We start from the raw sequence: 22,513 nt of genomic DNA on the forward strand, positions 1-22,513 counted from the left end.
GCGAGCTTGCTCGCGATGGCAATTTCACAGGCACCGAAAGTCGTCCAGCCATACCCCACACCAATTGCGCACCGCTCAAACCTCGCGCAAACAACACAATCTTCGCAATCATTTGCAGCAATAAAATCTCGATAAATACCCGCTCACGAGTATTCCTCTCAATTTTTTTCGACTGCTTGCCAACCTTCCCCCCCAAGGTTAGGGTTGAAGGCATGAAAACCTCTCACACCCTCATTCAGCTCCGCCAGCACCGCAGCCTGTGCCTCGTCAGTGCACGACTGCCGGGCTGAATCGTGGTGTCTCGTCCCAAGCCGTACCCCAAGAACTTTTGATCCACCGGCAGGCCGCCTTTTTTCGGCCAACACAATAAGGATTTCCTGATGAGCATGCTCAAAGACCCGTCTTCGAAATACCGCGCGTTCCCGACCATCGACATTCCGGACCGCACCTGGCCGTCAAAAACCATCACCGCCGCGCCGATCTGGTGCAGCTCCGACCTGCGTGACGGTAACCAGTCGCTGATCGAACCGATGGACGCCGTCAAGAAGCTGCGCTTCTGGAAAACCCTGGTGCAGGTCGGCGTGAAGGAAATCGAAGCGTCGTTCCCGGCCGCCTCGCAAACCGACTTCGACTTCGTTCGCACCCTGATCGAAGGCAACCACATCCCGGACGACACCACCATCCAGGTGCTGACCCAGGGCCGTGAAGACCTGATCGAGCGCACCTTCGAATCCCTGCGCGGCGCGAAGAAAGCCATCGTTCACCTGTACAACGCGACCTCCCCTTCCTTCCGCCGCATTGTCTTCAACCAGGACAAGGACGGGGTCAAGGCCATCGCCGTGAACGCCGCCAAGCTGTTCGTCAAATACGCGGCCATGCAGCCGGACACCGAGTGGACCTTCGAATACTCGCCAGAAACCTTCAGCGCCACCGAAATGGAGTTCGCCAAGGAAGTCTGCGACGCGGTGATCGAAGTCTGGAACCCGACGCCCGAGCACAAGATGATCCTCAACCTGCCGGCCACGGTGGAATGCGCGACCCCGAACATCTATGCCGACCAGATCGAATGGTTCGGCCGTCACATCAACCGTCGTGACAGCGTGATCATCAGCCTGCACACCCACAACGACCGTGGCACCGGCGTTGCGGCCACCGAGCTGGGCCTGATGGCTGGCGCCGACCGTGTCGAAGGCTGCCTGTTCGGCAACGGCGAGCGCACCGGTAACGTCGACCTCGTGACCGTGGCCTTGAACCTTTACACCCAGGGCGTTCACCCTGAGCTGGACTTCTCGGACATCGACGGTGTGCGCAAAGTCGTCGAAGAGTGCAACCAGATCCAGGTACACCCGCGTCATCCGTACGTCGGCGACCTGGTTCACACCGCGTTCTCCGGCTCGCACCAGGACGCAATCCGCAAAGGCTTCGCCCAGCAGAAACCCGATGCAATGTGGGAAGTGCCTTACCTGCCAATCGACCCGGCCGACATCGGTCGCAGCTACGAGGCGGTGATTCGCGTCAACAGCCAATCGGGCAAGGGCGGCATCGCCTACCTGTTGGAACAGGAATACGGCATCAGCCTGCCACGTCGCATGCAGATCGAGTTCAGCCAGGTTGTACAGCGTGAAACCGACCGCCTGGGCCTTGAAATGACCGCCCAGCAGATCCATGCATTGCTGCACAGCGAGTACTTGCAGGCCAACACCCCGTACGCGCTGGTCAGCCATCGCCTGCAGGAAGAAAACGGTCACAGCGCCGTTGAAGTGGAAGTGGCCAGCCAAGGCCAGGGCGAGACCAACCTGCACTGGCGCGGCAAGGGCAACGGCGCCCTGGAAGCACTGGTGGCCGGCCTGCCGGTACCGGTGGAAATCATGGACTACAACGAGCACGCCATCGGCGCGGGCACCAATGCCAAGGCTGCCGCCTACATTGAACTGCGAGTGAACGGCGAACGTGCGGTACATGGCGTCGGCATCGACGAAAACATCACCACCGCCAGCTTCAAGGCCTTGTTCAGCGCACTGAACCGCTCGCTGAGCCAGCCGGAAGCTAAAGCGGCGTAAGCCATCGCTGAAGTGCAAAAGGCCCCGGGGTGTGAACCTCGGGGCCTTTTTGTTTGCCGGTGTTTTTGCGTTGTTTATCCCGGCCCCATCGCGAGCAGGCTCGCTCCTACAGTGACCGTGTTCACACCGATCCAATGTAGGAGCGAGCCTGCTCGCGAAAGCGGTCTGTCAGGCAACAAAAATCTCAGGTGAGTTCAAAGGTATCGGCATCCAGATTCGCCGGAAACCGCGTGCGGTACGCCGCCAGCTCTGCCGCATCCAGCACCACCTTGAACACCCCGTCAGCCTCCCCCGCACTGAGCAACGTCTCGCCCTGAAAATCCAGCACCTGGCTGTCACCGGTATACGCAAAACCTTTGCCATCCGTGCCAATGCGGTTCACCGCCGCCACATAGCACAGGTTCTCGATCGCCCGCGCCGGCAGCAAGCGGTTCCAGTGCTGGCGCCGTGCGCCGGGCCAGTTGGCGGTGTACAGCAGCAGATCGGTGTCCTGAGCGTCACGGCTCCACACCGGGAAGCGCAGGTCGTAGCAGATCAACGGTCGCACTCGCCAACCCTTGAGCTCGAACTGCACCTGGCGCTCGCCGGGGGTGTAGTGGTTGTGCTCACCGGCCATGCGGAACAGGTGACGCTTGTCGTAATGCAGCACCTCGCCATCCGGGCGTGCCCACAGCAGGCGATTGCGATGACTGCCGTCGGCGGCCTGGACGATCACGCTGCCGGTGATCACCGCATCGAGCTTTGCCGCCTGAACCCGCAGCCATTTGCTGGTGGGCCCGTTTTCCGCTTCGGCGAGGGTCTCGGATTCCATGGAGAACCCGGTGGTGAACATCTCCGGCAGAATGATCAGGTCGGCGCCGCGAGCCTGTTCCAGCAACGGCTCGAAATGCTCGAGGTTGGCCTGGCGGTCGTGCCAGGCCAGGGATGTCTGGATCAGCGCAACGGTCAGCTTCGGCAACGCACTCAGATCACGCATAGTTTTTCCGCTGCTTCACGCAGGGTCTCCTCACGCTTGGCAAAGCACAGCCGCACCAGGCGCTGGCCGACCGGTGGTGTCTGGTAGAACACCGAGATCGGGATACTCGCCACACCATGCTCGCGCGTCATCAACAGGGCCATCTCGACGTCATTGAGGTCCGGACGGATCTGCGAGTAATCGACCAACTGGAAATAGGTGCCGGTCACCCGGGTGAAACTGAAACGCGACGGCGCCAGCAGATCGCAGAACAGATCGCGCTTGGCCTGATAGAAACCCGGCAGCTCTTCCACGTGCTCAGGATGCTCGGCCATAAAATCGGCCAAGGCATATTGCAGCGGTGTCACACCACAGAAATTGACGTACTGGTGCACCTTGCGCAATTCCGCCGTCAGGGCCGGTGGTGCGACCACATAGCCGGTTTTCCAGCCGGTGACGTGGTAGGTCTTGCCGAACGAACTGACCACGAATGCACGCTGATACAGCTCCTCATGGGCCAGCACGCTGACGTGGGGCACACCGTCAAACACCAGATGCTCGTAGACTTCGTCGCTGATCACATAAATGTCGCGATCGCGGATCAAGGCTGCCAACTGGTCGAGTTCGGCACGGCTGATCAACGCACCACTAGGGTTGTGCGGGGTGTTGAGAATGATCATCCGCGTGCGCGGGCTGAGTGCCTGGGCAAGCTTCTCGAAGTCGATACTGAAGTCGTTCAGGCCCAGTTCCACATGCACGCAACGACCGCCGGCCAGCTCTACCGAAGGCTCGTAGCTGTCGTATGCCGGGTCAAACACAATGACTTCGTCACCGCTGTGGATAACCGCCTGAATGGCACAGAAAATCGCCTCGGTCGCGCCGGGGGTGACCGTCACTTCAGTATCGACATCCACCTGTGCGCCATAACTGCGGGCGATCTTCGCCGCGATCTGCTGACGCAACACCGGCAGCCCGGTCATTGGCGAATATTGATTATGGCCGCTGGCGATATGCCGGCCGACCGCATCGCACAGGGCCTGCGGGGCCGCGAAATCGGGAAAGCCCTGGGACAGATTGAGCGCGCCGGTCTGTGCCGCGAGCTGAGACATCTGAGTGAAGATAGTGATGCCGACATTCGGCAGCTTGCTGGTGATCATCGGTGGTTCCCTGCAGGTGAGCAGCTGCAAGTTTCAAGCTGCAAGCCACAAGTGGTCAAGCGTCAAACCGCCAGACGCAAAAAAGGGCCCGGACAGGACCCTTTTCGCTTTGACTTGAAGCTTGAAGCTTGAAGCTTGCAGCTGCTTCTATCGCTTATCGCGACGCTTCTTGTCGGCCTTCTTGTGGTGCGACATCAAACGACGCTTCTTGTTGACCTGACGGTCGGTGAGCGTGTTCTTGTTGCCTTCGTACGGGTTCTCGCCACCCTTGAACTCGATGCGGATCGGCGTACCGACCAGCTTCAGCACACGGCGATACGTGTTTTCCAGGTATCGCACGTAGGACTTCGGCACCTTCTCGATCTGGTTGCCGTGGATCACGATGATCGGCGGGTTCGCGCCACCGAGGTGGGCATAACGCAGCTTGATCCGGCGGCTGTTGACCATCGGCGGCTGGTGCTCGCTGACCGCGTCTTCCAGGATCTGGGTCAGGCGGCTCGTTGGCCAGCGGGTAACCGCGGACTTGAACGAGTTCTGTACCGAGGCGTAGAGGTTGCCCACGCCGGTGCCGTGCAGTGCCGAGATAAAGTGAATATCGGCAAACTCGACGAAGAACAGACGACGCTGCAACTCGATCTTGACGAAGTCGCGCTCGCTCGGCGTCATGCCGTCCCACTTGTTGATCGCGATGACCAACGCACGACCGGCCTCAAGGGCAAAGCCCAGCAGGTTGAGGTCGTGGTCTACCACGCCTTCGCGGGCGTCCATCACGAAGATCACCACGTTGGCGTCTTTGATCGCTTGCAGGGTTTTGACCACGGAGAACTTTTCAACTTCTTCGTGGATCTTGCCGCGCTTGCGCACACCGGCGGTGTCGATCAGCGTGTACTTCTCGTCGTTACGCTCGAACGGGATGTAGATACTGTCGCGGGTGGTGCCGGGTTGGTCGTAGACGATTACCCGGTCTTCCCCGAGCATACGGTTGACCAGAGTCGACTTGCCGACGTTCGGCCGGCCGATGATCGCGATCTTGATCCCGTCTTTTTCGCTTGGGCCAGGAATGCGCTTGGCTTCCTCGCCTTCGGCGACGTCTTCTTCCTCGCCTTCTTCCAACTCGTCGTCGTCTTTCGGGAAGTCACTCAGGGCGATTTCCAGCATCTGGGTGATGCCACGACCGTGAGCACCGGCGATCGGAATCGCATGACCCATGCCCAACGGAGCGAATTCGGCGCGGGCCATTTCAGGGTCGATGTTGTCGACCTTGTTGGCAACCACGTAGGAACGCTTGTTACGTTTGCGCAAATGCTCGGCGATCATCTGGTCGGCGGCGGTGAAACCGGCCTTGGCATCTACCAGGAACAGAACGACATCTGCTTCTTCGATGGCCAGCAGCGACTGCTCGGCCATCTTTTCGTCCATACCGTGCTCGTCACCGGAGATACCGCCGGTGTCGATCAGAATGTAGGAACGCCCTTGCCACTTGGCCTCACCGTACTGGCGATCACGGGTCAGACCGGACAAGTCGCCGACGATGGCGTCACGAGTCCTGGTCAGGCGGTTGAACAAGGTGGACTTGCCGACGTTCGGTCGGCCCACCAGGGCGATTACGGGAACCATGCGGCTCTCCACTTCGTTATTTCAGAAAATACAAAAGCCGCTGCGAGGCAGCGGCTGGTGCTCGGGGCAACGCTTGAAAGCGCTGCAAACCCCAGTAAACCGGGGCCGCTTGGGGGTTAAACCCCAAGCATAGTCGTTACTTGATGGTCAGGGCTTCCAGTTTGCCGCTGTTGCCATACACATAAATCGTGTCACCCATCACCAGCGGACGGGCACGCAGGCCGTCGCTGTCGATGCGCTCGCGGCCGACGAAACGACCGTCCACCTGACTCATCAGGTGCAGGTAACCTTCCAGGTCACCGACTGCAACGTAGCTTGAGAACACTTCCGGAGCCGACAGTTGACGGCGGGCCAGCGAGTCGTTGCTCCACAAGGCTGTGGTGGAACGCTCGTCGACGCCTTCAACGGTGCCCGAAGACAGGCTCACATAAACGGTACCGAAACCCTGGGCAACACCGGCATAGCTGGAAGCATCACGCTGCCAGAGCTGACGGCCGCTTTGCAGGTCCAGAGCGGCAACGCGCCCCTGATAGCTGGCGACATACAGCGTCTCGCCCGACAGCAGCAAGCCACCATCGATATCGACCACGCGCTCCAGCTCCGAACGACCTTGCGGGATCGCTACGCGCTGTTCCCACACCGGTACACCGTTGGAGATGTTCACCGCAACCACTTTACCGGTCGACAGGCCAGCCACCGCGAGGCGGTTGGTCACGATCGGCGCACTGGTACCCCGCAGGGTCAGTACCGCCGGCGTGCTGTCATAGATCCAGCGACGGTTACCGGTGGAGGCATCCAGGCCGATCAGACGATCGTCCTGGGTCTGAACCACCACAACGTCACCGTTGTTGGCTGGCGGTGCCAGTACTTCGCTGGACACGCGAGCGCGCCACTTTTCTTCACCGTTGATCGCGTCCAGGGCAACGATTTCACCCTTGATCGTACCAATGGTGACCAGGCCGTAACCAACACCAACGGCGCCGGAGACAGGCAGCTCGAGGTCTTTCTTCCATTTGACGTCGCCGGTGTTGCGGTCCATCGCCATCAACACGCCAGTGACGTCGGCGGCATAGATGGTATCGCCATCGATGGCCGGAACCAGCATGTTGTAGGTTTCGCCCTGACCGTCACCGATCGAACGACTCCACTGCTTGTGCAGAACCACTTCTTCCTTGAAATCGACCAGTTCGGCCGGAGGCAGTTCTTTTTTGCTGTTGCTGCTGCAACCCGCGGCCAAAATGGCCAGAGCCAGCAATGCTGCATGTTTCCAACGAATCACGTCACGCATCCCCTTTGGCCAGGTCGTCCAGCTTGATTTGCAGGCCACCGACCGCCGCTTCATCCGACAGTGCCGCCTTGGCTTTTTGATACGCCGCGCTCGCCTCGTCGGTACGACCCAACTGCACCAGCAGGTCGCCCTTGAGCTCTTCGCGAGTGGCCAGGAATGCCTTGTCGGCATCGCCTTCGAGCAGCTTCAGTGCTTCGTCGGCCTTGTTCTGCGCGCCGAGTACCTGGGCCAGACGCTGACGAGCGATTTCGCCCAGCGCCGGGTTGGCCGGTTTGGCGATAATTGCTTTGAGCTCGGTGGCCGCGTCGTCCAGCTTGCCGCTGTCAACCGCAACCTTGGCCACGAACAGGCTGCCGTACTGCGCGTAGGCGCTGCCGCCGAACTCGCTGTTGAGCTTGCCGGCCAGGTCCGAAACACGGGCCGCATCAGGCTTGCCATCAGGCGTCAGCGTGGTTTCGAGCAATTGCTGATAGAGCATCGAGGCGCCTTGCGACTGATTGCTCTGATACTTGTGGAACGCCTGCCAGCCGAACACGATGACCAGCGCCAACAGGCCGCCAGTAACCAGGGGCTTACCGTTGCGTGACCACCATTCCTTCAATTCCGCCACATGTTCGTCTTCGGTACTCGACACCCCAATACTCCTTAATCGCTAATTCGGCTGTTTAGACAGCTTCAACCCTGCACGACGCAGGTGGCCAGGTGAGCGGCAAGCGCATCCCAGGCAATGCTTTGTTGTTCGCCCTGGCCACGCAGGGGTTTGAAACCTACCACTTGCTGGGCCATTTCGTCGTCACCGAGGATCAGCGCATACAGCGCGCCGCTCTTGTCGGCCTTCTTGAACTGGCTTTTGAAACTGCCGGCACCGGCATTCACTTGCAGGCGCAGGTTGGGCAACTGGTCACGAACGCGCTCCGCCAGGGTCAGGCCGGCCAGTTCGGCGGCTTCACCGAAGGCGCAGAGGTAGACGTCGACCTGACGGGAGATCTCTTGCGGGATCTGCTCCAGGGTTTCCAGCAGCAGGACCAGGCGTTCGATACCCATGGCAAAACCAACGCCGGCGGTCGGCTTGCCGCCCATCTGCTCCACCAGGCCGTCGTAACGGCCACCGGCACACACGGTGCCCTGGGCGCCGAGTTTGTCGGTGACCCATTCGAAAACGGTCTTGCTGTAGTAATCGAGCCCGCGAACCAGCTTCGGGTTGATCACGTAAGGAATGCCGGCAGCGTCCAGGCGAGCCTTGAGGCCCTCGAAGTGCACGCGGGATTCTTCGTCGAGGTAGTCGGCCATTTTCGGCGCATCGACCAGAATCGCCTGTGTCTCGGCGTTCTTGGTGTCCAGGACGCGCAACGGGTTGGTCTTCAGGCGGCGCTGGCTGTCTTCGTCCAGCTTGTTCAGGTGTTGCGACAAGAACTCGACCAGTGCTTCGCGATAACGACCACGGGATTCGCTGGTGCCCAGGCTGTTCAGTTCGAGCTTGACCGCATCGCGGATGCCCAATTCGCCCCACAGGCGCCAGGTCAGCACGATCAGCTCGGCGTCGATGTCCGGACCGTCGAGGTTGAACACCTCCACACCGATCTGGTGGAACTGGCGATAACGGCCTTTCTGCGGACGCTCGTGGCGGAACATCGGGCCGATGTACCAGAGTTTCTGAACCTGGCCGCCGCCGGTGATGCCGTGTTCCAGCACCGCGCGCACACAGGCCGCCGTGCCTTCAGGGCGCAGGGTCAGAGAGTCGCCGTTGCGATCATCGAAGGTGTACATCTCTTTTTCGACGATGTCGGTCACTTCACCGATGGAACGCTTGAACAGTTCGGTGAACTCGACGATCGGCATGCGGATCTGCTTGTAACCGTAGTTATCCAGCAGACGCGAAACGGTGCCTTCGAAATGACGCCACAGAGGGGTCTGTTCGGGCAGGATGTCGTTCATGCCACGAATGGCTTGCAATGACTTGCTCACTTTAAATCCTTAAATTCGTTCGGCTCTTCAGTCAGGTTCAGCCGCGCGCAATAACGGCAGCGTCAGCTTCGACCTTTTCGGCCGCTTTCTGGCGGATCAAGCGTTCAAGCTCATCCACCAGATTGTCATTCGTCAGCTTCTGCGACGGTTTACCGTCGATGTAAATCAGGTTCGGCGTGCCGCCGGTCAAGCCGATATGGGCTTCCTTGGCTTCACCCGGGCCGTTGACCACGCAACCGATCACCGCGACATCCAGCGGCACCAGCAAATCCTCGAGACGCCCTTCCAGCTCGTTCATGGTCTTGACCACATCGAAGTTCTGCCGCGAGCAGCTCGGGCAGGCGATGAAGTTGATGCCACGGGAACGCAGGTGCAGGGACTTGAGAATGTCGTAGCCGACTTTCACTTCCTCGACCGGGTCGGCCGCCAACGAGATGCGGATAGTATCGCCAATCCCTTCGGCAAGCAGCATACCGAGGCCCACGGCAGATTTCACCGTGCCGGAACGCAAACCACCGGCTTCGGTGATGCCCAGGTGCAGCGGCTGGACGATTTCCTTGGCCAGCAAGCGGTAGGCTTCGACGGCCATGAACACGTCGGAGGCTTTCACGCTGACCTTGAAGTCCTGGAAGTTCAGGCGCTCAAGGTGCTCGACGTGGCGCAAGGCAGACTCGACCAGCGCCGCCGGGGTCGGCTCGCCGTATTTCTTCTGCAGGTCTTTTTCCAGGGAACCGGCGTTCACGCCGATACGGATCGGGATCCCGCGGTCACGGGCGGCATCCACCACCGCACGCACGCGGTCTTCGCGACCGATGTTGCCCGGGTTGATCCGCAGGCAATCGACACCCAGTTCGGCTACGCGCAGAGCGATCCGGTAGTCGAAGTGAATGTCGGCAACCAAAGGTACTTTGACCAACTGCTTGATCTTGCCGAAGGCTTCGGCGGCGTCCATGTCCGGTACGGAAACCCGCACGATATCGACGCCGGCCGCTTCCAGACGATTGATTTGCGCGACGGTGGCCGCGACATCGTTGGTGTCGCTGTTGGTCATGCTCTGCACAGCGATAGGCGCATCGCCGCCAACAGGCACGTTACCGACCCAGATCTTGCGGGATTCGCGACGTTTGATTGGAGATTCGCCGTGCATGACTTATTGACCCAACTTCAGGCGAGCAGTCTCGCCACTGGTGAACGGAGCGACATCAACCGGCTGGCCGTTGTAGCTGACCTGAGCGCCGCGGGCAAAGCCCAGGCGCACGGAAAACGGTGGTTTGCCATTGACTGCCAGACTGTCGCCTTTGCGTTTGAGACCGCTGAAAAGCACCTTGCCACTACCGTCGGTCACTTGTGTCCAGCAATCGAAGGTGAACTGCACCTGAACCTGGCCTTGACCAGCCAAAGGCGCGGCTGCCACTGGAGCAGGGGCCGGAGCGGCTGCCGGTGCAGTCGCCACCGGAGCCGGAACGACTGGAGCTGCCGGAGCCGGAGTTGCCGGGATAACCGGCGCTGCGACAACAGGCGCGGTAGTGTGCGCGGGTGCGGCTGGCGTGGTCGGCGCTGCCGGGGCCACTGGCGCAGTCGCTTGAGCCTGTTCTGGTGCTTCAGCCGGAGCGTCGGCCTGTGGCAGCGCGAGGGCGGTTCCGCCTTCGGCCTGACCTTCCGCGACGGCCTGGTCTTCCGGCTCGTCCAGCGGATGAATCTGTGTCGTACCGTCGGCGCCTTCGACTTCAACGTGTTCCGGTGCCAGACCGATCAGGTCCTTGGTGCGCATCGAGGTCTGATCCTGCCACCAGACGAAACCGCCACCGATCACCGCGACCAGCAACAACAGGCTGACGATTCGCAAAATGGTGTGGGAAACCCGCACAGGCTCTTCAATACGACCCAGGCTGTGAACATTGCTGCCCTGAGAGTCGGTACCGGTGGATTGATCGAATTGCTGGACCAGAACGGCCTGGTCCATGCCGAGCAATTTGGCATAGGCGCGAATGTAACCGCGGGCAAACGTATGCCCGGGCAGCTTGTCGAAGGCGCCGGCTTCCAGATTGCTCAGGGAAGTGGTGGTGAGGTTGAGCTTGAGGGCCACTTCGGCCAGCGACCAGCCATTGCTTTCGCGGGCCTGGCGCAAAGTCTCACCGGGGTTTACGCGATTCGCTGCTACAACTTCGGGATGCGCCGCTTTCATCATTGCTCCGACAGGTATTGCTGATATTCCGGCGTACCGGGATAGAGTCTTTTTAGTTGCAGGCCTTTGCTTGCGGCCTTGTCGCGGTCTTCGAACACTTTTGCCAGCCGAACGCCGAGCAATAGACTACGTGCATTTTGTTCGGAGAGCTGGCTAAAACGGTCGTAATAGTCACGCGCGGGCACATAATGCCTGTCTTCGTAAGACAACTCAGCCATTTCCAGCAATGCACGTGGTTGTTGGTGGTTCAGGCGCAGGGCTTTTTCCAGTTGCTGCTGGGCCAGATCGCGCTGACCGAGCATTGCAGCGGTCATGCCCAGGTTCTCGAACACCCGCGAACGCTCAGGATACAGGGTATCGGCTGCGGCTTGTTCGAAGCGCTCGTAGGCTTCGTTGTAACGTTTCTGCTCGAACAAAAAACTGCCGTAGTTATTGAGGATTCGTGCATCGGCGGGACGGGAAGCCAGCGCCTTTCGAAAATGTTCGTCGGCAAGTTCCGGTTCCATCTCGGCCTGGAACACCAACCCCAGCGCCGCGTTGGCATCAGGGTCGGAGCCATCCAGATCCAACGCTTTCTTCAACGGAACCTTGGCGCGCTCGGTCATGCCTTGTTGCAAATACCCGATACCGAGTTGCACATAGGCCTCACGCGCTTCATCACGGCCCTTGCTGGTCTTCATCGGGTTGTAGTCGCCCGAAAGCACGCAGCCAGCACACAGGCTGGCCAACAGCAAAAGCAGCGCAAAGCGCAGGGACATAGAGATCCTCTCTCGGTTATTTCGCGGCGTCTTGCGCTACATCGTTGTCGGCGTTGAGTTCACGCACGGCGATATAACGTTCGCTGCGACGGGTGCGATCCAGCACCTGCCCTACCAATTGACCACAGGCCGCGTCGATGTCTTCACCACGGGTGGTGCGGACGGTGACGTTGAAGCCGGCATGATGAAGCTGATCCTGGAAACGACGAATGGCGTTGTTGCTCGGGCGCTCGTAACCGGAGTGCGGGAACGGGTTGAACGGGATCAGGTTGATCTTGCACGGGATGTTCTTGAGCAGCTCGATCATTTCCACAGCGTGCTCAACCTTGTCGTTGATATCTTTGAGCAAGGTGTATTCGATGGTCAGCACGCGCTTTTCGCCGAGGTTCGACATGTAGCGCTGGCACGACTCGAGCAGCATCTTAAGCGGATACTTCTTGTTGATCGGCACCAATTGATTACGCAATGCGTCATTCGGTGCGTGCAGGGACAACGCCAGGGAGACGTCGATGTGCTTGGAGAGCTCATCGATCATCGGCACCACGCCGGAGGTCGACAGGGTCACACGGCGCTTGGAAATGCCGTAGCCCAGGTCGTCCATCATCAGATGCATGGCCGCGACGACGTTGTCGAAGTTCAGCAGCGGCTCACCCATGCCCATCATCACCACGTTGGTGATGGCACGGTCGACGGTTGCCGGGATGCTGCCAAAGGATTTGTTGGCAATCCACACCTGGCCGATGACTTCGGCGGCGGTGAGGTTGCTATTGAAACCTTGCTTGCCGGTGGAGCAGAAACTGCAATCCAGGGCACAGCCTGCCTGGGACGAAACGCACAAGGTGCCGCGCTTGCCCTGGGGAATGTACACGGTCTCGACGCAGCTGCCGGACGCCACGCGCACCACCCACTTGCGGGTGCCGTCGCTGGAGATGTCCTCGCTGACCACTTCCGGACCACGGACCTCAGCAACAACCTTGAGCTTTTCGCGCAAGGCCTTGCTGACGTTCGTCATGGCATCGAAATCATCGACACCAAAGTGGTGAATCCATTTCATTACCTGACCGGCACGGAAACGCTTCTCCCCGATTGAGTCGAAGAATTTTTCCATTTCCAGCTGAGTCAGACCCAGCAGGTTAGTTTTTACAGTCGATGTAGTCATGGATTCACCTTCACTCTTAAGCCAATGCTTAGCGAGTGGTTACTTCAGTAGCTGCGAAGAAGTACGAGATTTCGCGAGCGGCAGCGGCTTCGGAGTCCGAACCGTGTACAGCGTTGGCGTCGATGGAGTCAGCGAAGTCAGCACGGATGGTGCCGGCAGCAGCTTCTTTAGGGTTGGTAGCGCCCATCAGCTCACGGTTCAGAGCGATAGCGTTTTCGCCTTCCAGAACCTGAACGACAACCGGACCGGAGATCATGAAAGCAACCAGGTCACCGAAGAAACCACGAGCGCTGTGCTCAGCGTAGAAGCCTTCAGCTTCGGCTTTGGACAGTTGCTTCAGTTTCGAAGCTACAACGCGCAGGCCAGCTTTTTCGAAACGAGTGGTGATCTCGCCGATCACGTTTTTAGCAACGGCGTCAGGCTTGATGATGGAGAAAGTACGTTGAACAGCCATGGTGTAACTCCAGAAACGGTAATTTACGAAAAATTAAACCCGCGAATTATACGCGGGTTCTCGGGTATTGCCTAACCTGCGGCGTGGCTCAGTCGCGTTCTTCGATCCAGTGGGCCTGAATGGCCTCCAGGATCTTTTCGCCACAATGCTCAGGCATGTCGTCGAAATCGGGAAGTTCCATCACCCATTTACGCAGATCGACGAAGTTGACCGACATAGGGTCCACGTCGGGCTTGCTTTCAGCCAGCTGGATCGCGATCTCCAGCACATCAGTCCACTTGAGTTTCATGACAATTCCTTGAATCAGTGCGCTGCTTCGGCTGCGTGGTTGAGCGAGTACTTCGGAATTTCGACGGTCAGGTCTTCGGTACCGACCTTGGCCTGACAACCCAGGCGCGATTGAGCTTCCAGCCCCCAAGCCTTGTCAAGATAGTCCTCTTCCAGCTCGTCAGCCTCTTCCAGCGAGTCGAAACCCTCGCGGATGATGCAGTGGCAAGTAGTGCAGGCGCAGACACCGCCGCAAGCGCTTTCCATCTCGATATGGTGCTCATGGGCCAGCTCGAGGATGGACGTACCGGTCTCAGCCTCTACAACCATGCCTTCGGGGCAGAACTTCTCGTGTGGCAGAAAAATGACCTGCGGCATCGTTATTCCTCAATCTCATTCAGGTTGCGCCCCGCCAGCGCGGCTTTCACCGTCGAGTCCAGGCGGCGGGCAGCAAAGGCGTCGGTCACTTGCGACAGACGCTTGGTCTGCTGCTCGATGGCGTAACCATCGGTACCTTTCATCAGTTCGGTCAGCTCCTGCACCTGCATGTCGATGACCATGCGCTCATCGGCGTCGAGCAAGCGCTCGCCATCCGCCTCCAGAGCGGCCTGCACCGCCTCGATCAGGCGCTGGGCGTCGACCTGCTGCTCGCGCAGTACGCGGGCAACCTTGTCGTCATTGGCGTGCTGGAACGAGTCCTTGAGCATCCTGGCGATTTCGCCGTCGGTCAGGCCGTAGGACGGCTTGACCTGGATGCTGGCTTCAACGCCCGAACCCAGTTCGCGGGCGGAAACGCTGAGCAGACCGTCGGCATCGACCTGGAAGGTCACGCGAATCTTCGCCGCGCCAGCCACCATTGCCGGAATGCCGCGCAGCTCGAAGCGCGCCAGGGAGCGGCAGTCGCTGATCAGCTCGCGCTCGCCCTGCAATACGTGAATGGCCATGGCCGACTGGCCGTCTTTGTAAGTGGTGAAGTCCTGGGCGCGAGCGACGGGGATGGTGGTGTTGCGCGGAATCACCTTCTCCATCAGGCCGCCCATGGTTTCCAGCCCCAAAGACAACGGAATCACGTCCAGCAGCAACAGTTCGCCGCCATCGCGCTTGTTGCCGGCCAAGGTATCGGCCTGGATCGCAGCACCAATGGCTACAACTTGATCCGGGTCGATTTCAGTCAGCGGCTGACGACCGAAGGCTTCGGCGACGGCGTCACGAACGCGAGGCACGCGAGTCGAACCACCAACCATGACCACGGCATGCACGTCTTCCAGCTCGATACCGGAGTCACGCACGGCGCGGCGACAGGCTTTCAGGCTGCGAGCGACCATCGGCTCGATCAGCGCATTGAAGGCTTCGCGGGTCAGCTCGGCTTTCCAGTCGCCATGGGCAACCTCAACGGCCGCAGCATTGGTCAGGGCTTCCTTGGCTGCACAGGCGGTTTGCAGCAAATTGCGTTGCGTACCCGGATCGAGGTCGGCGGACAGGCCAGCGTTCTCGATGATCCAGCCGGCGATCGCGTGGTCGAAGTCATCGCCGCCCAGGGCGCTGTCGCCGCCAGTGGCCAGAACTTCGAAGACACCGCCGGTCAGGCGCAGAATCGAAATATCGAAGGTGCCGCCGCCCAGGTCGTAAATCGCGACCAGGCCTTCGGCGTGCTGGTCCAGACCGTAAGCCACAGCTGCCGCGGTCGGCTCATTGAGCAAACGCAGCACGTTCAGACCAGCCAGCTTGGCCGCGTCCTTGGTGGCTTGACGCTGAGCGTCGTCGAAATAGGCCGGAACCGTGATGACCGCACCGACCAATTCACCACCCAGGGTCGCTTCGGCGCGTTGACGCAGGACCTTGAGGATGTCGGCAGAGACTTCGACCGGGCTCTTCGGGCCCTGGATCGTGTCGATGAACGGCATGTGCGACTCGCCATCGACAAAGCGGTACGGCAACTGATCGCCCAGCTGCTTGACGTCGGACAGACCACGACCCATCAAGCGCTTGACCGACAGCACCGTATTCAACGGATCGGTGGCGGCAGCCAGCTTGGCGGATTCGCCAACCTCGACGCGATCGGCGTGGTAGCGCACGGCAGACGGCAGGATGACCCGCCCTTCTGCGTCGGCAAGTGGCTCGGAAAGACCACTGCGCAATGCAGCGACCAGCGAATTGGTAGTGCCCAAGTCGATCCCCACAGCCAGACGACGCTGGTGCGGTTGAGGACTTTGGCCGGGTTCGGCGATCTGCAGTAGGGCCATCGTTATCAGGACTTATCTGTATATCAGGCGTGCGACCGGAGCGGCACTGGGTTAATCGTCGAGGCGCTCTTCTAACTGGCGCACTTCGTAGGTGAGCTTGTCGAGGAACTGCATGCGCCGCATCAGGCGTTCGGCCTGTTCACGGTGCGCGGCATCGTTCCAGCAAGCTGCGAAGCTTTGGTTCAGTTCATCCTGGGCAGCCTTCAGGCGACGCTTGAAGACGGCAACGCCATTGAGGTCGGCACTGTCCTGCAGGTCTTCGAGCTCTTCACGCAACTCCATCTGCTGCAGCAGAAACTCCGGATCATGCACCGTGACCTCCAGCGGCAGCTCGCCACCACTCAAGGCGAGCAGGTAACGCGCGCGCTTGGGTGGACTCTTGAGCGTCTGGTAGGCCTCGTTGAGGCTCGCGGATTGCTCCAGCGCCAACCGCTGCTCGCGCTCGGAAGCGTCGGCAAAGCGGTCCGGATGAACACTGCGCGCCAACTCACGGTAGCGCGTAGCCAGCTGATCGAGGTCCAGATCGAAACTCGGTTGCAGCTCAAATAAAGCGAAATGACAAGGAGTACCCACGACAAGCCTCAGATGTTGAAGCTTTCGCCGCAGCCACATTCACCGCGTACGTTGGGGTTGTTGAACTTGAAGCCCTCGTTCAACCCTTCCTTGACGAAATCGAGCTCGGTGCCGTCCAGGTAGGCCAGGCTCTTCGGGTCGATGATCACTTTTTCGCCGTGACTTTCGAACACCTGGTCCTCTGCAACCACCTCGTCGACAAACTCCAGCACGTAGGCAAGGCCGGAACAGCCCGTGGTGCGAACACCCAGACGAATCCCTTCACCTTTGCCGCGCCCGTCGAGGGAGCGCCGCACGTGTCGAGCAGCCGCTTCTGTCATGCTGATAGCCATCGGTGACTCCTTACTCGTCGCCAAAACTCGAAAATCAGATCAAGCCTTTCTTCTGCTTGTAATCGCGAACGGCGGCCTTGATGGCGTCTTCAGCGAGTACCGAGCAGTGAATTTTCACTGGCGGCAGGGCCAGTTCTTCAGCCAGCTGGGTGTTCTTGATGGTTTCCGCTTCGTCCAGGGTCTTGCCCTTCATCCACTCGGTGGCGAGGGAGCTGGAAGCGATAGCCGAACCGCAGCCGTAGGTCTTGAACTTGGCATCTTCGATGATGCCGGCGTCGTTGACCTTGATCTGCAGGCGCATCACGTCGCCGCACGCCGGAGCGCCGACCATGCCGGTGCCGACATCAGGGTCTTCCGCGTCCATCTTGCCGACGTTGCGCGGGTTTTCGTAGTGGTCGATGACCTTTTCGCTGTAAGCCATGATTCTTAATCCTCACTCATCAGAGAGTCGCTCTTGAAGCCCTGAAACCTGAGTTTACAGGGCTGATTGCGGCGACTTGAAATCAGTGTGCCGCCCACTCGATTTTCGAAATGTCGACACCGTCTTTGTACATGTCCCACAGCGGCGACAGAGCGCGCAGCTTGGTAACGGCCTCGCAGACTTTCTGCGCGGCGTAGTCGATTTCTTCTTCGGTAGTGAAACGGCCGAAGGTGAAGCGGATCGAACTGTGTGCCAGTTCGTCGTTGCGGCCCAGGGCGCGCAGTACGTACGAAGGCTCAAGGGACGCCGAGGTGCAGGCCGAACCGGACGAAACCGCCAGATCCTTGAGCGCCATGATCAGCGACTCGCCTTCAACGTAGTTGAAGCTCAGGTTCAGGTTGTGCGGAACGCGGGCGGCCATGCTGCCGTTGACGTACAGCTCTTCCAGATGCTCGACCTGCTTGTAGAAACGGTCGCTCAACGCCTTGATGCGTGCGTTCTCGGCAGCCATGTCTTCCTTGGCTACGCGGAAGGCTTCACCCATGCCGACGATCTGGTGGGTCGCCAGGGTGCCGGAACGCATGCCGCGTTCGTGGCCACCACCGTGCATGGTCGCCTCGATACGTACGCGCGGCTTGCGGCTTACGTACAGGGCGCCGATGCCTTTAGGACCGTAGGTCTTGTGGGCGGAGAACGACATCATGTCGACTTTCAGCTTGGAAAGATCGATCTCGACCTTGCCAGTGGACTGAGCGGCGTCGACGTGGAACAGGATGCCCTTGGAGCGGAGCAGTTCGCCGATCGCTGCGATGTCGTTGATGGTGCCGATTTCGTTGTTCACGTGCATGACCGAAACCAGGATGGTGTCGTCGCGCAGTTCGGCTTCGATCATCTCTGGGGTCACCAGGCCATCGGTACGAGGCTCGATGTAGGTCACTTCGAAACCTTCACGCTCCAGTTGGCGCATGGTGTCCAGGACAGCCTTGTGCTCAATCTTGGTGGTGATCAGGTGCTTGCCTTTGGTGGCATAGAAATGCGCCGCACCCTTGATTGCCAGGTTGTCGGATTCGGTGGCACCGGAGGTCCAGACGATTTCACGCGGGTCGGCGTTGACCAGGTCGGCCACCTGACGACGAGCGTTTTCGACGGACTCTTCGGCTTTCCAGCCAAACACGTGGGAACGGGACGCCGGGTTACCGAAGTTTCCGTCGACCAGCAGGCATTCACTCATCTTTTGCGCGACACGCGGATCAACCGGGGTAGTCGCAGAGTAATCAAGGTAAATCGGCAATTTCATGGACTATCTCCTAAATCAGGCTGGCTGGCGTGCCGCTAGCTCTCTGGCAGTCATTCGACGGCGGACGCTTCAATCTTGTCCAGGCGTGGCGCCTTGCTGTTGCAACGGCGTTGATCCTGGCGCTGGGCTACTTCTTGCACCTCACGGCGAGTCACAAGGTCAGCCAAGCTGATACCGCTCAGAAATTCGTGGATCTGCAGGCTCAGGTCGCACCACAAGTGGTGAGTCAGGCAAGTGTCACCGGAGTGGCAGTCACCCTGGCCCTGGCATTTGGTTGCATCGACCGATTCGTTCACCGCATCGATCACCTGGGCGACCTGGATGCCCTGCATATCGCGGGACAATTGGTAGCCACCGCCCGGACCGCGCACGCTGGACACCAGGTTGCTGCGGCGCAGCTTGGCGAAAAGCTGTTCGAGGTAGGACAGGGAGATGCCTTGGCGCTCGGAGATATCGGCCAGGGACACGGGCCCGTGCTGCGCGTGCAACGCCAGGTCAAGCATGGCGGTCACGGCGTATCGGCCTTTTGTAGTCAGTCGCATGGACAATTACCACGGAGTTCGGAATGAGGCGAGTATGCAATTCCCGAGTATTTAAGTCAACTATTAGACCTAGTACTTTAGTCAGGTTTACCCGCAAAAGAGCGGGCGCATCATAGCAGGGTCTGCGGCCTAATGGCACACCGGTCAGCGCTCTGCCATTACCTGATTACGACCTGCGCAGGAGACATCAACCGGCCTTGCTTTCGTCTTTGTCTTTTACGCAGGCGAAATCTTCTTCACGCAGCTCAGGCAGATCTTTCGCACAGTAATTGCTGCCCAAATCCTTCAATGCCCCGCACATCCCCTCCAGGCGACCATCGACCGCCTGCAAGTGATCAAGCAGCTGACCAATGGCGCGCGCCACCGGGTCGGGCATGTCTTCACTGAGGCCGTAGGCATCGAAGCCGATCTTCTCGGCCATGGCCTTGCGCTTGGCGTCCTGCTCTTCGTCGGGCTTGACGATAATCCGCCCCGGAATCCCCACCACAGTGGCACCCGGCGGCACTTCCTTGGTCACGACCGCATTGGAACCCACCTTGGCCCCGGCACCAACAGTGAACGGGCCGAGCACCTTCGCGCCCGCCCCGACCACCACGCCATTACCCAAGGTCGGGTGACGTTTGCCCTTATTCCAGCTGGTGCCGCCCAGTGTCACGCCCTGATAAATAGTGACGTCATCACCGATCTCGGCGGTTTCACCGATAACAATGCCCATGCCATGGTCAATAAAGAAGCGTCGACCAACCTTGGCACCCGGATGGATCTCGATCCCGGTCAACCAGCGACCGAAGTTCGATACCAGCCGCGCCAGCCACTTCAGGTCAGCGCGCCACAGCATCGCCGACAAACGGTGAATCCAGATGGCATGCATGCCGGGATAGCAGGTCAGGACCTCAAAAGCGTTACGCGCCGCCGGGTCTCGGTGGAATACGCTCTGGATATCTTCACGCAAACGCTCGAACATCATTAATCCTTCCGCTTTAGGAGCTCACCACGGGCCGCTTTCTGGGTTTCCGTGAGGATGCCACGCAAAATATTCATTTCCGCCCGGCTGACCGAGCTGCGTCCGTACAACCGGCGCAGGCGCGCCATCAAGTGCCGTGGCTTTTCCGGATCGAGGAATTCGATGGCCACCAGGGTCTGCTCCAGGTGCTCATAGAATCGTTCCAGCTCGTCCATGGTCGCAAGCTCAGCGCTTTTGACCGAAGCCACCTCTTCCTTCTCGACCTTGCTCGGCTGACCTTGGGCCGCCAGCCAGGACATGCGCACTTCATAACCCAACACCTGCACCGCCGCCCCAAGGTTCAGCGAACTGAACTCAGGGTCTGATGGAATGTGCACGTGATAATGACATCGCTGCAGCTCTTCATTGGTCAGGCCGGAATCTTCACGACCGAACACCAGAGCGATTTCCGCACCCTGCCCGGCTTCCTCGACCACCTTCATTCCGCATTCGCGGGGATCGAGCAACGGCCAGGGAATGCGCCGGTCGCGGGCACTGGTACCAAGCACCAGGTTGCAGCCGACCAGGGCATCTTCCAAGGTGGCGACGACTTGCGCGTTTTCAAGGATGTCCCCGGCACCGGAGGCACGGGCATCGGCTTCGTGATGCGGGAACACACGAGGCTCGACCAGCACCAGCCGCGACAGCCCCATGTTCTTCATGGCACGCGCAGCCCCGCCGATATTGCCCGGATGGCTGGTATTGACCAGGACGACACGAATGTTTTGCAGCAAGGGAGGCGCTCTCGAACACAATAATCGGGAGCGGAATCTTACAGCTCATCAGGGTGTCCCGCCTCAAAAATAGCTGTTCAAATTTGGCGGCGTTCAATGTCGGCATGCTGCGTTGCCACTTCTCCCCATAGCAAGCTATGAGTCGGCGCGGCGCCTTGCCTGCCAACATTGACCACTCGCCAAATTTGAACGTATTTCCGAGGCGGGACACACCGTTCAGCCATGAAAGCGAACGTCGTCCTTCTCCTGTAGAAACTTTCTGATAGAATGCTCGGCTTTCTTTAACAACCTTAGGTGACACATCCATGCAGCCCATGCTGAATATCGCGCTGCGCGCCGCCCGCAGCGCCAGTGAATTGATTTTCCGCTCCATCGAGCGCCTGGATACCATCAAGGTCGACGAAAAAGACGCCAAGGATTACGTATCCGAGGTGGATCGTGCCGCCGAACAAAAAATCATCGACGCCCTGCGCAAAGCCTATCCGAATCACTCGATCATGGGTGAAGAGACCGGCATGCACGCCGGCACCGGCATCGAAGGCGAAGAGTACCTGTGGATCATCGACCCACTGGACGGCACCACCAACTTCCTGCGCGGCATTCCTCACTTCGCTGTCAGCATCGCCTGCAAATACCGCGGTCGCCTGGAACACGCTGTTGTTCTGGACCCGGTTCGCCAGGAAGAATTCACCGCCAGCCGTGGTCGCGGCGCTCAACTGAACGGTCGTCGCCTGCGCGTCAGCGGTCGCACCAGCCTGGACGGCGCCCTGCTGGGTACCGGCTTCCCGTTCCGTGACGACCAGATGGACAACCTCGACAACTACCTGGGCATGTTCCGCGCCCTGGTTGGCCAGACCGCCGGCATCCGCCGCGCAGGTTCGGCGAGCCTGGACCTGGCCTACGTGGCCGCCGGCCGTTTCGACGCGTTCTGGGAATCGGGCCTGTCCGAGTGGGACATGGCTGCAGGCGCCCTGCTGATCCAGGAAGCTGGCGGCTTGGTGAGCGACTTCACCGGCGGTCACGACTTCCTTGAAAAAGGCCACGTCGTTGCCGGCAACACCAAATGCTTCAAGGCAGTTTTGACGGCGATCCAGCCGCACCTGCCGGCCTCGCTGAAGCGCTAAGCTTCCAGCGACAGAGAAAGCACCCTTCGGGGTGCTTTTTTTATGCCTGGAATTTGCCCTTAAAAACACCGCAACCCCCTGTAGGAGCGAGCCTGCTCGCGAAGAACTCAAAAACGCCGCGTTAATCCTGAATGCGCGCGTAATCGTTGACGACCATCGCGAGCAGGCTCGCTCCTACATTGGGATTGCGGTGGTACATAAATCGCGGGCACAAAAAAAGCACCCCGCAGGGTAATGCCAGTCAGTTAAGCTGACTGGCATTTTTATTTCTGATCGGATACTTCGGTGATTTGAGCCGGATGGCGCGAGGATAAATACGCTCCTCTCGCCGATGAGGCAGGACATAGTGCGGGGCTGAGGCATGAAGCTCGGCCAGGTA

The 22,513-nt window shown here is 59.7% G+C and carries 23 protein-coding genes; 2 read left to right on the plus strand and 21 right to left on the minus strand.

What is annotated here, in order from left to right:
- Positions 1-380: 380 nt before the first annotated feature.
- The gene (leuA, locus tag KGB07_RS23125; protein ID WP_046040940.1) at positions 381-2,060 is read left to right on the plus strand and encodes a 2-isopropylmalate synthase; all 1,680 of its coding nucleotides are present in this window, start codon (positions 381-383) and stop codon (positions 2,058-2,060) included.
- Positions 2,061-2,244: 184 nt separating this feature from the next.
- Here leuA and KGB07_RS23130 read toward each other — a convergent pair whose 3' ends face one another.
- From KGB07_RS23130 to trmJ, 21 genes are all read right to left on the minus strand, one after another.
- Positions 2,245-3,036 carry an amidohydrolase gene (locus KGB07_RS23130; protein WP_223466632.1) on the minus strand — a complete coding sequence of 264 codons (792 nt, stop codon included), beginning with the start codon at positions 3,034-3,036 and terminating at the stop codon, positions 2,245-2,247.
- Positions 3,024-4,172, minus strand: coding sequence for a pyridoxal phosphate-dependent aminotransferase (locus KGB07_RS23135; protein ID WP_223466633.1), 1,149 nt, complete (start codon positions 4,170-4,172; stop codon positions 3,024-3,026). Before KGB07_RS23135 ends, KGB07_RS23130 begins: the two co-directional genes overlap by 13 nt.
- Before the next feature lie 147 nt (positions 4,173-4,319).
- Positions 4,320-5,789 carry a ribosome biogenesis GTPase Der gene (gene der, locus KGB07_RS23140; RefSeq protein WP_046040936.1) on the minus strand — a complete coding sequence of 490 codons (1,470 nt, stop codon included), beginning with the start codon at positions 5,787-5,789 and terminating at the stop codon, positions 4,320-4,322.
- A 136-nt stretch (positions 5,790-5,925) separates the two neighbouring features.
- Positions 5,926-7,077, minus strand: a complete 1,152-nt coding sequence (bamB, locus tag KGB07_RS23145) for an outer membrane protein assembly factor BamB (protein WP_046040934.1) — start codon at positions 7,075-7,077, stop codon at positions 5,926-5,928.
- The gene (locus KGB07_RS23150) at positions 7,070-7,711 is read right to left on the minus strand and encodes a tetratricopeptide repeat protein (RefSeq protein WP_046040932.1); all 642 of its coding nucleotides are present in this window, start codon (positions 7,709-7,711) and stop codon (positions 7,070-7,072) included. The genes bamB and KGB07_RS23150 overlap by 8 nt, the downstream gene beginning before the upstream one ends.
- Positions 7,712-7,752: 41 nt before the next feature.
- Entirely contained in the window at positions 7,753-9,042 is a 1,290-nt protein-coding gene (gene hisS / locus KGB07_RS23155; protein ID WP_223466634.1) for a histidine--tRNA ligase, read from the minus strand.
- 37 nt (positions 9,043-9,079) lie between these two features.
- Positions 9,080-10,189, minus strand: a complete 1,110-nt coding sequence (ispG, locus tag KGB07_RS23160; RefSeq protein ID WP_003185136.1) for a flavodoxin-dependent (E)-4-hydroxy-3-methylbut-2-enyl-diphosphate synthase — start codon at positions 10,187-10,189, stop codon at positions 9,080-9,082.
- 3 nt (positions 10,190-10,192) lie between these two features.
- The gene (locus KGB07_RS23165) at positions 10,193-11,227 is read right to left on the minus strand and encodes a helix-turn-helix domain-containing protein (RefSeq protein WP_223466635.1); all 1,035 of its coding nucleotides are present in this window, start codon (positions 11,225-11,227) and stop codon (positions 10,193-10,195) included.
- On the minus strand, positions 11,227-11,985 hold the full coding sequence (gene pilW / locus KGB07_RS23170; protein ID WP_046040920.1) for a type IV pilus biogenesis/stability protein PilW: 759 nt from the start codon (positions 11,983-11,985) through the stop codon (positions 11,227-11,229). Before pilW ends, KGB07_RS23165 begins: the two co-directional genes overlap by 1 nt.
- A gap of 16 nt (positions 11,986-12,001) precedes the next feature.
- Positions 12,002-13,144 carry a 23S rRNA (adenine(2503)-C(2))-methyltransferase RlmN gene (gene rlmN, locus KGB07_RS23175; RefSeq protein WP_223466637.1) on the minus strand — a complete coding sequence of 381 codons (1,143 nt, stop codon included), beginning with the start codon at positions 13,142-13,144 and terminating at the stop codon, positions 12,002-12,004.
- A gap of 28 nt (positions 13,145-13,172) precedes the next feature.
- Positions 13,173-13,598: a nucleoside-diphosphate kinase gene (ndk, locus tag KGB07_RS23180; RefSeq protein ID WP_007916882.1), complete on the minus strand. Its 426-nt coding sequence runs from the start codon at positions 13,596-13,598 to the stop codon at positions 13,173-13,175.
- An 88-nt stretch (positions 13,599-13,686) separates the two neighbouring features.
- Positions 13,687-13,887, minus strand: a complete 201-nt coding sequence (gene iscX / locus KGB07_RS23185; RefSeq protein ID WP_007973999.1) for a Fe-S cluster assembly protein IscX — start codon at positions 13,885-13,887, stop codon at positions 13,687-13,689.
- A gap of 14 nt (positions 13,888-13,901) precedes the next feature.
- Complete coding sequence (gene fdx / locus KGB07_RS23190; RefSeq protein ID WP_007982752.1) at positions 13,902-14,243, minus strand: ISC system 2Fe-2S type ferredoxin; 342 nt, start codon at positions 14,241-14,243, stop codon at positions 13,902-13,904.
- Between the two features lie 2 nt (positions 14,244-14,245).
- Positions 14,246-16,108, minus strand: a complete 1,863-nt coding sequence (gene hscA / locus KGB07_RS23195; protein WP_046040915.1) for a Fe-S protein assembly chaperone HscA — start codon at positions 16,106-16,108, stop codon at positions 14,246-14,248.
- A 51-nt stretch (positions 16,109-16,159) separates the two neighbouring features.
- Positions 16,160-16,681 carry a co-chaperone HscB gene (hscB, locus tag KGB07_RS23200; protein ID WP_223466638.1) on the minus strand — a complete coding sequence of 174 codons (522 nt, stop codon included), beginning with the start codon at positions 16,679-16,681 and terminating at the stop codon, positions 16,160-16,162.
- A gap of 8 nt (positions 16,682-16,689) precedes the next feature.
- Complete coding sequence (gene iscA / locus KGB07_RS23205; protein WP_003227904.1) at positions 16,690-17,013, minus strand: iron-sulfur cluster assembly protein IscA; 324 nt, start codon at positions 17,011-17,013, stop codon at positions 16,690-16,692.
- Between the two features lie 34 nt (positions 17,014-17,047).
- Positions 17,048-17,434, minus strand: coding sequence for a Fe-S cluster assembly scaffold IscU (gene iscU / locus KGB07_RS23210; protein WP_007974006.1), 387 nt, complete (start codon positions 17,432-17,434; stop codon positions 17,048-17,050).
- Positions 17,435-17,516: 82 nt separating this feature from the next.
- A complete protein-coding gene (locus tag KGB07_RS23215; RefSeq protein ID WP_046040910.1) occupies positions 17,517-18,731 on the minus strand; it encodes an IscS subfamily cysteine desulfurase in 1,215 nt (404 codons plus the stop codon).
- A 50-nt stretch (positions 18,732-18,781) separates the two neighbouring features.
- A complete protein-coding gene (gene iscR, locus KGB07_RS23220; RefSeq protein ID WP_003227911.1) occupies positions 18,782-19,273 on the minus strand; it encodes a Fe-S cluster assembly transcriptional regulator IscR in 492 nt (163 codons plus the stop codon).
- 187 nt (positions 19,274-19,460) lie between these two features.
- Entirely contained in the window at positions 19,461-20,237 is a 777-nt protein-coding gene (cysE, locus tag KGB07_RS23225) for a serine O-acetyltransferase (protein WP_046040908.1), read from the minus strand.
- Positions 20,238-20,239: 2 nt separating this feature from the next.
- Positions 20,240-21,010: a tRNA (cytosine(32)/uridine(32)-2'-O)-methyltransferase TrmJ gene (gene trmJ, locus KGB07_RS23230; RefSeq protein ID WP_046040907.1), complete on the minus strand. Its 771-nt coding sequence runs from the start codon at positions 21,008-21,010 to the stop codon at positions 20,240-20,242.
- Between the two features lie 305 nt (positions 21,011-21,315).
- Between trmJ and suhB the strand changes: the two genes are divergently transcribed.
- Positions 21,316-22,134, plus strand: a complete 819-nt coding sequence (gene suhB / locus KGB07_RS23235) for an inositol-phosphate phosphatase (RefSeq protein WP_007982736.1) — start codon at positions 21,316-21,318, stop codon at positions 22,132-22,134.
- Positions 22,135-22,513 lie beyond the last annotated feature (379 nt).

The sequence above is a fragment of the Pseudomonas sp. GL-RE-26 genome, assembly GCF_019956275.1.
GTDB lineage: Bacteria > Pseudomonadota > Gammaproteobacteria > Pseudomonadales > Pseudomonadaceae > Aquipseudomonas > Aquipseudomonas grandcourensis.

Excerpts from the sequence above, each read along its gene's own strand:
- leuA (WP_046040940.1), top strand. The coding sequence starts at position 381 with ATGAGCATGCTCAAAGACCCGTCTTCGAAATACCGCGCGTTCCCGACC.
- KGB07_RS23130 (WP_223466632.1), bottom strand. The coding sequence starts at position 3,036 with ATGCGTGATCTGAGTGCGTTGCCGAAGCTGACCGTTGCGCTGATCCAG.
- KGB07_RS23135 (WP_223466633.1), bottom strand. The coding sequence starts at position 4,172 with ATGATCACCAGCAAGCTGCCGAATGTCGGCATCACTATCTTCACTCAG.
- der (WP_046040936.1), bottom strand. The coding sequence starts at position 5,789 with ATGGTTCCCGTAATCGCCCTGGTGGGCCGACCGAACGTCGGCAAGTCC.
- bamB (WP_046040934.1), bottom strand. The coding sequence starts at position 7,077 with ATGCGTGACGTGATTCGTTGGAAACATGCAGCATTGCTGGCTCTGGCC.
- ispG (WP_003185136.1), bottom strand. The coding sequence starts at position 10,189 with ATGCACGGCGAATCTCCAATCAAACGTCGCGAATCCCGCAAGATCTGG.
- KGB07_RS23165 (WP_223466635.1), bottom strand. The coding sequence starts at position 11,227 with ATGAAAGCGGCGCATCCCGAAGTTGTAGCAGCGAATCGCGTAAACCCC.
- pilW (WP_046040920.1), bottom strand. The coding sequence starts at position 11,985 with ATGTCCCTGCGCTTTGCGCTGCTTTTGCTGTTGGCCAGCCTGTGTGCT.
- rlmN (WP_223466637.1), bottom strand. The coding sequence starts at position 13,144 with ATGACTACATCGACTGTAAAAACTAACCTGCTGGGTCTGACTCAGCTG.
- ndk (WP_007916882.1), bottom strand. The coding sequence starts at position 13,598 with ATGGCTGTTCAACGTACTTTCTCCATCATCAAGCCTGACGCCGTTGCT.
- iscX (WP_007973999.1), bottom strand. The coding sequence starts at position 13,887 with ATGAAACTCAAGTGGACTGATGTGCTGGAGATCGCGATCCAGCTGGCT.
- fdx (WP_007982752.1), bottom strand. The coding sequence starts at position 14,243 with ATGCCGCAGGTCATTTTTCTGCCACACGAGAAGTTCTGCCCCGAAGGC.
- hscA (WP_046040915.1), bottom strand. The coding sequence starts at position 16,108 with ATGGCCCTACTGCAGATCGCCGAACCCGGCCAAAGTCCTCAACCGCAC.
- iscA (WP_003227904.1), bottom strand. The coding sequence starts at position 17,013 with ATGGCTATCAGCATGACAGAAGCGGCTGCTCGACACGTGCGGCGCTCC.
- iscU (WP_007974006.1), bottom strand. The coding sequence starts at position 17,434 with ATGGCTTACAGCGAAAAGGTCATCGACCACTACGAAAACCCGCGCAAC.
- KGB07_RS23215 (WP_046040910.1), bottom strand. The coding sequence starts at position 18,731 with ATGAAATTGCCGATTTACCTTGATTACTCTGCGACTACCCCGGTTGAT.
- iscR (WP_003227911.1), bottom strand. The coding sequence starts at position 19,273 with ATGCGACTGACTACAAAAGGCCGATACGCCGTGACCGCCATGCTTGAC.
- cysE (WP_046040908.1), bottom strand. The coding sequence starts at position 20,237 with ATGTTCGAGCGTTTGCGTGAAGATATCCAGAGCGTATTCCACCGAGAC.
- suhB (WP_007982736.1), top strand. The coding sequence starts at position 21,316 with ATGCAGCCCATGCTGAATATCGCGCTGCGCGCCGCCCGCAGCGCCAGT.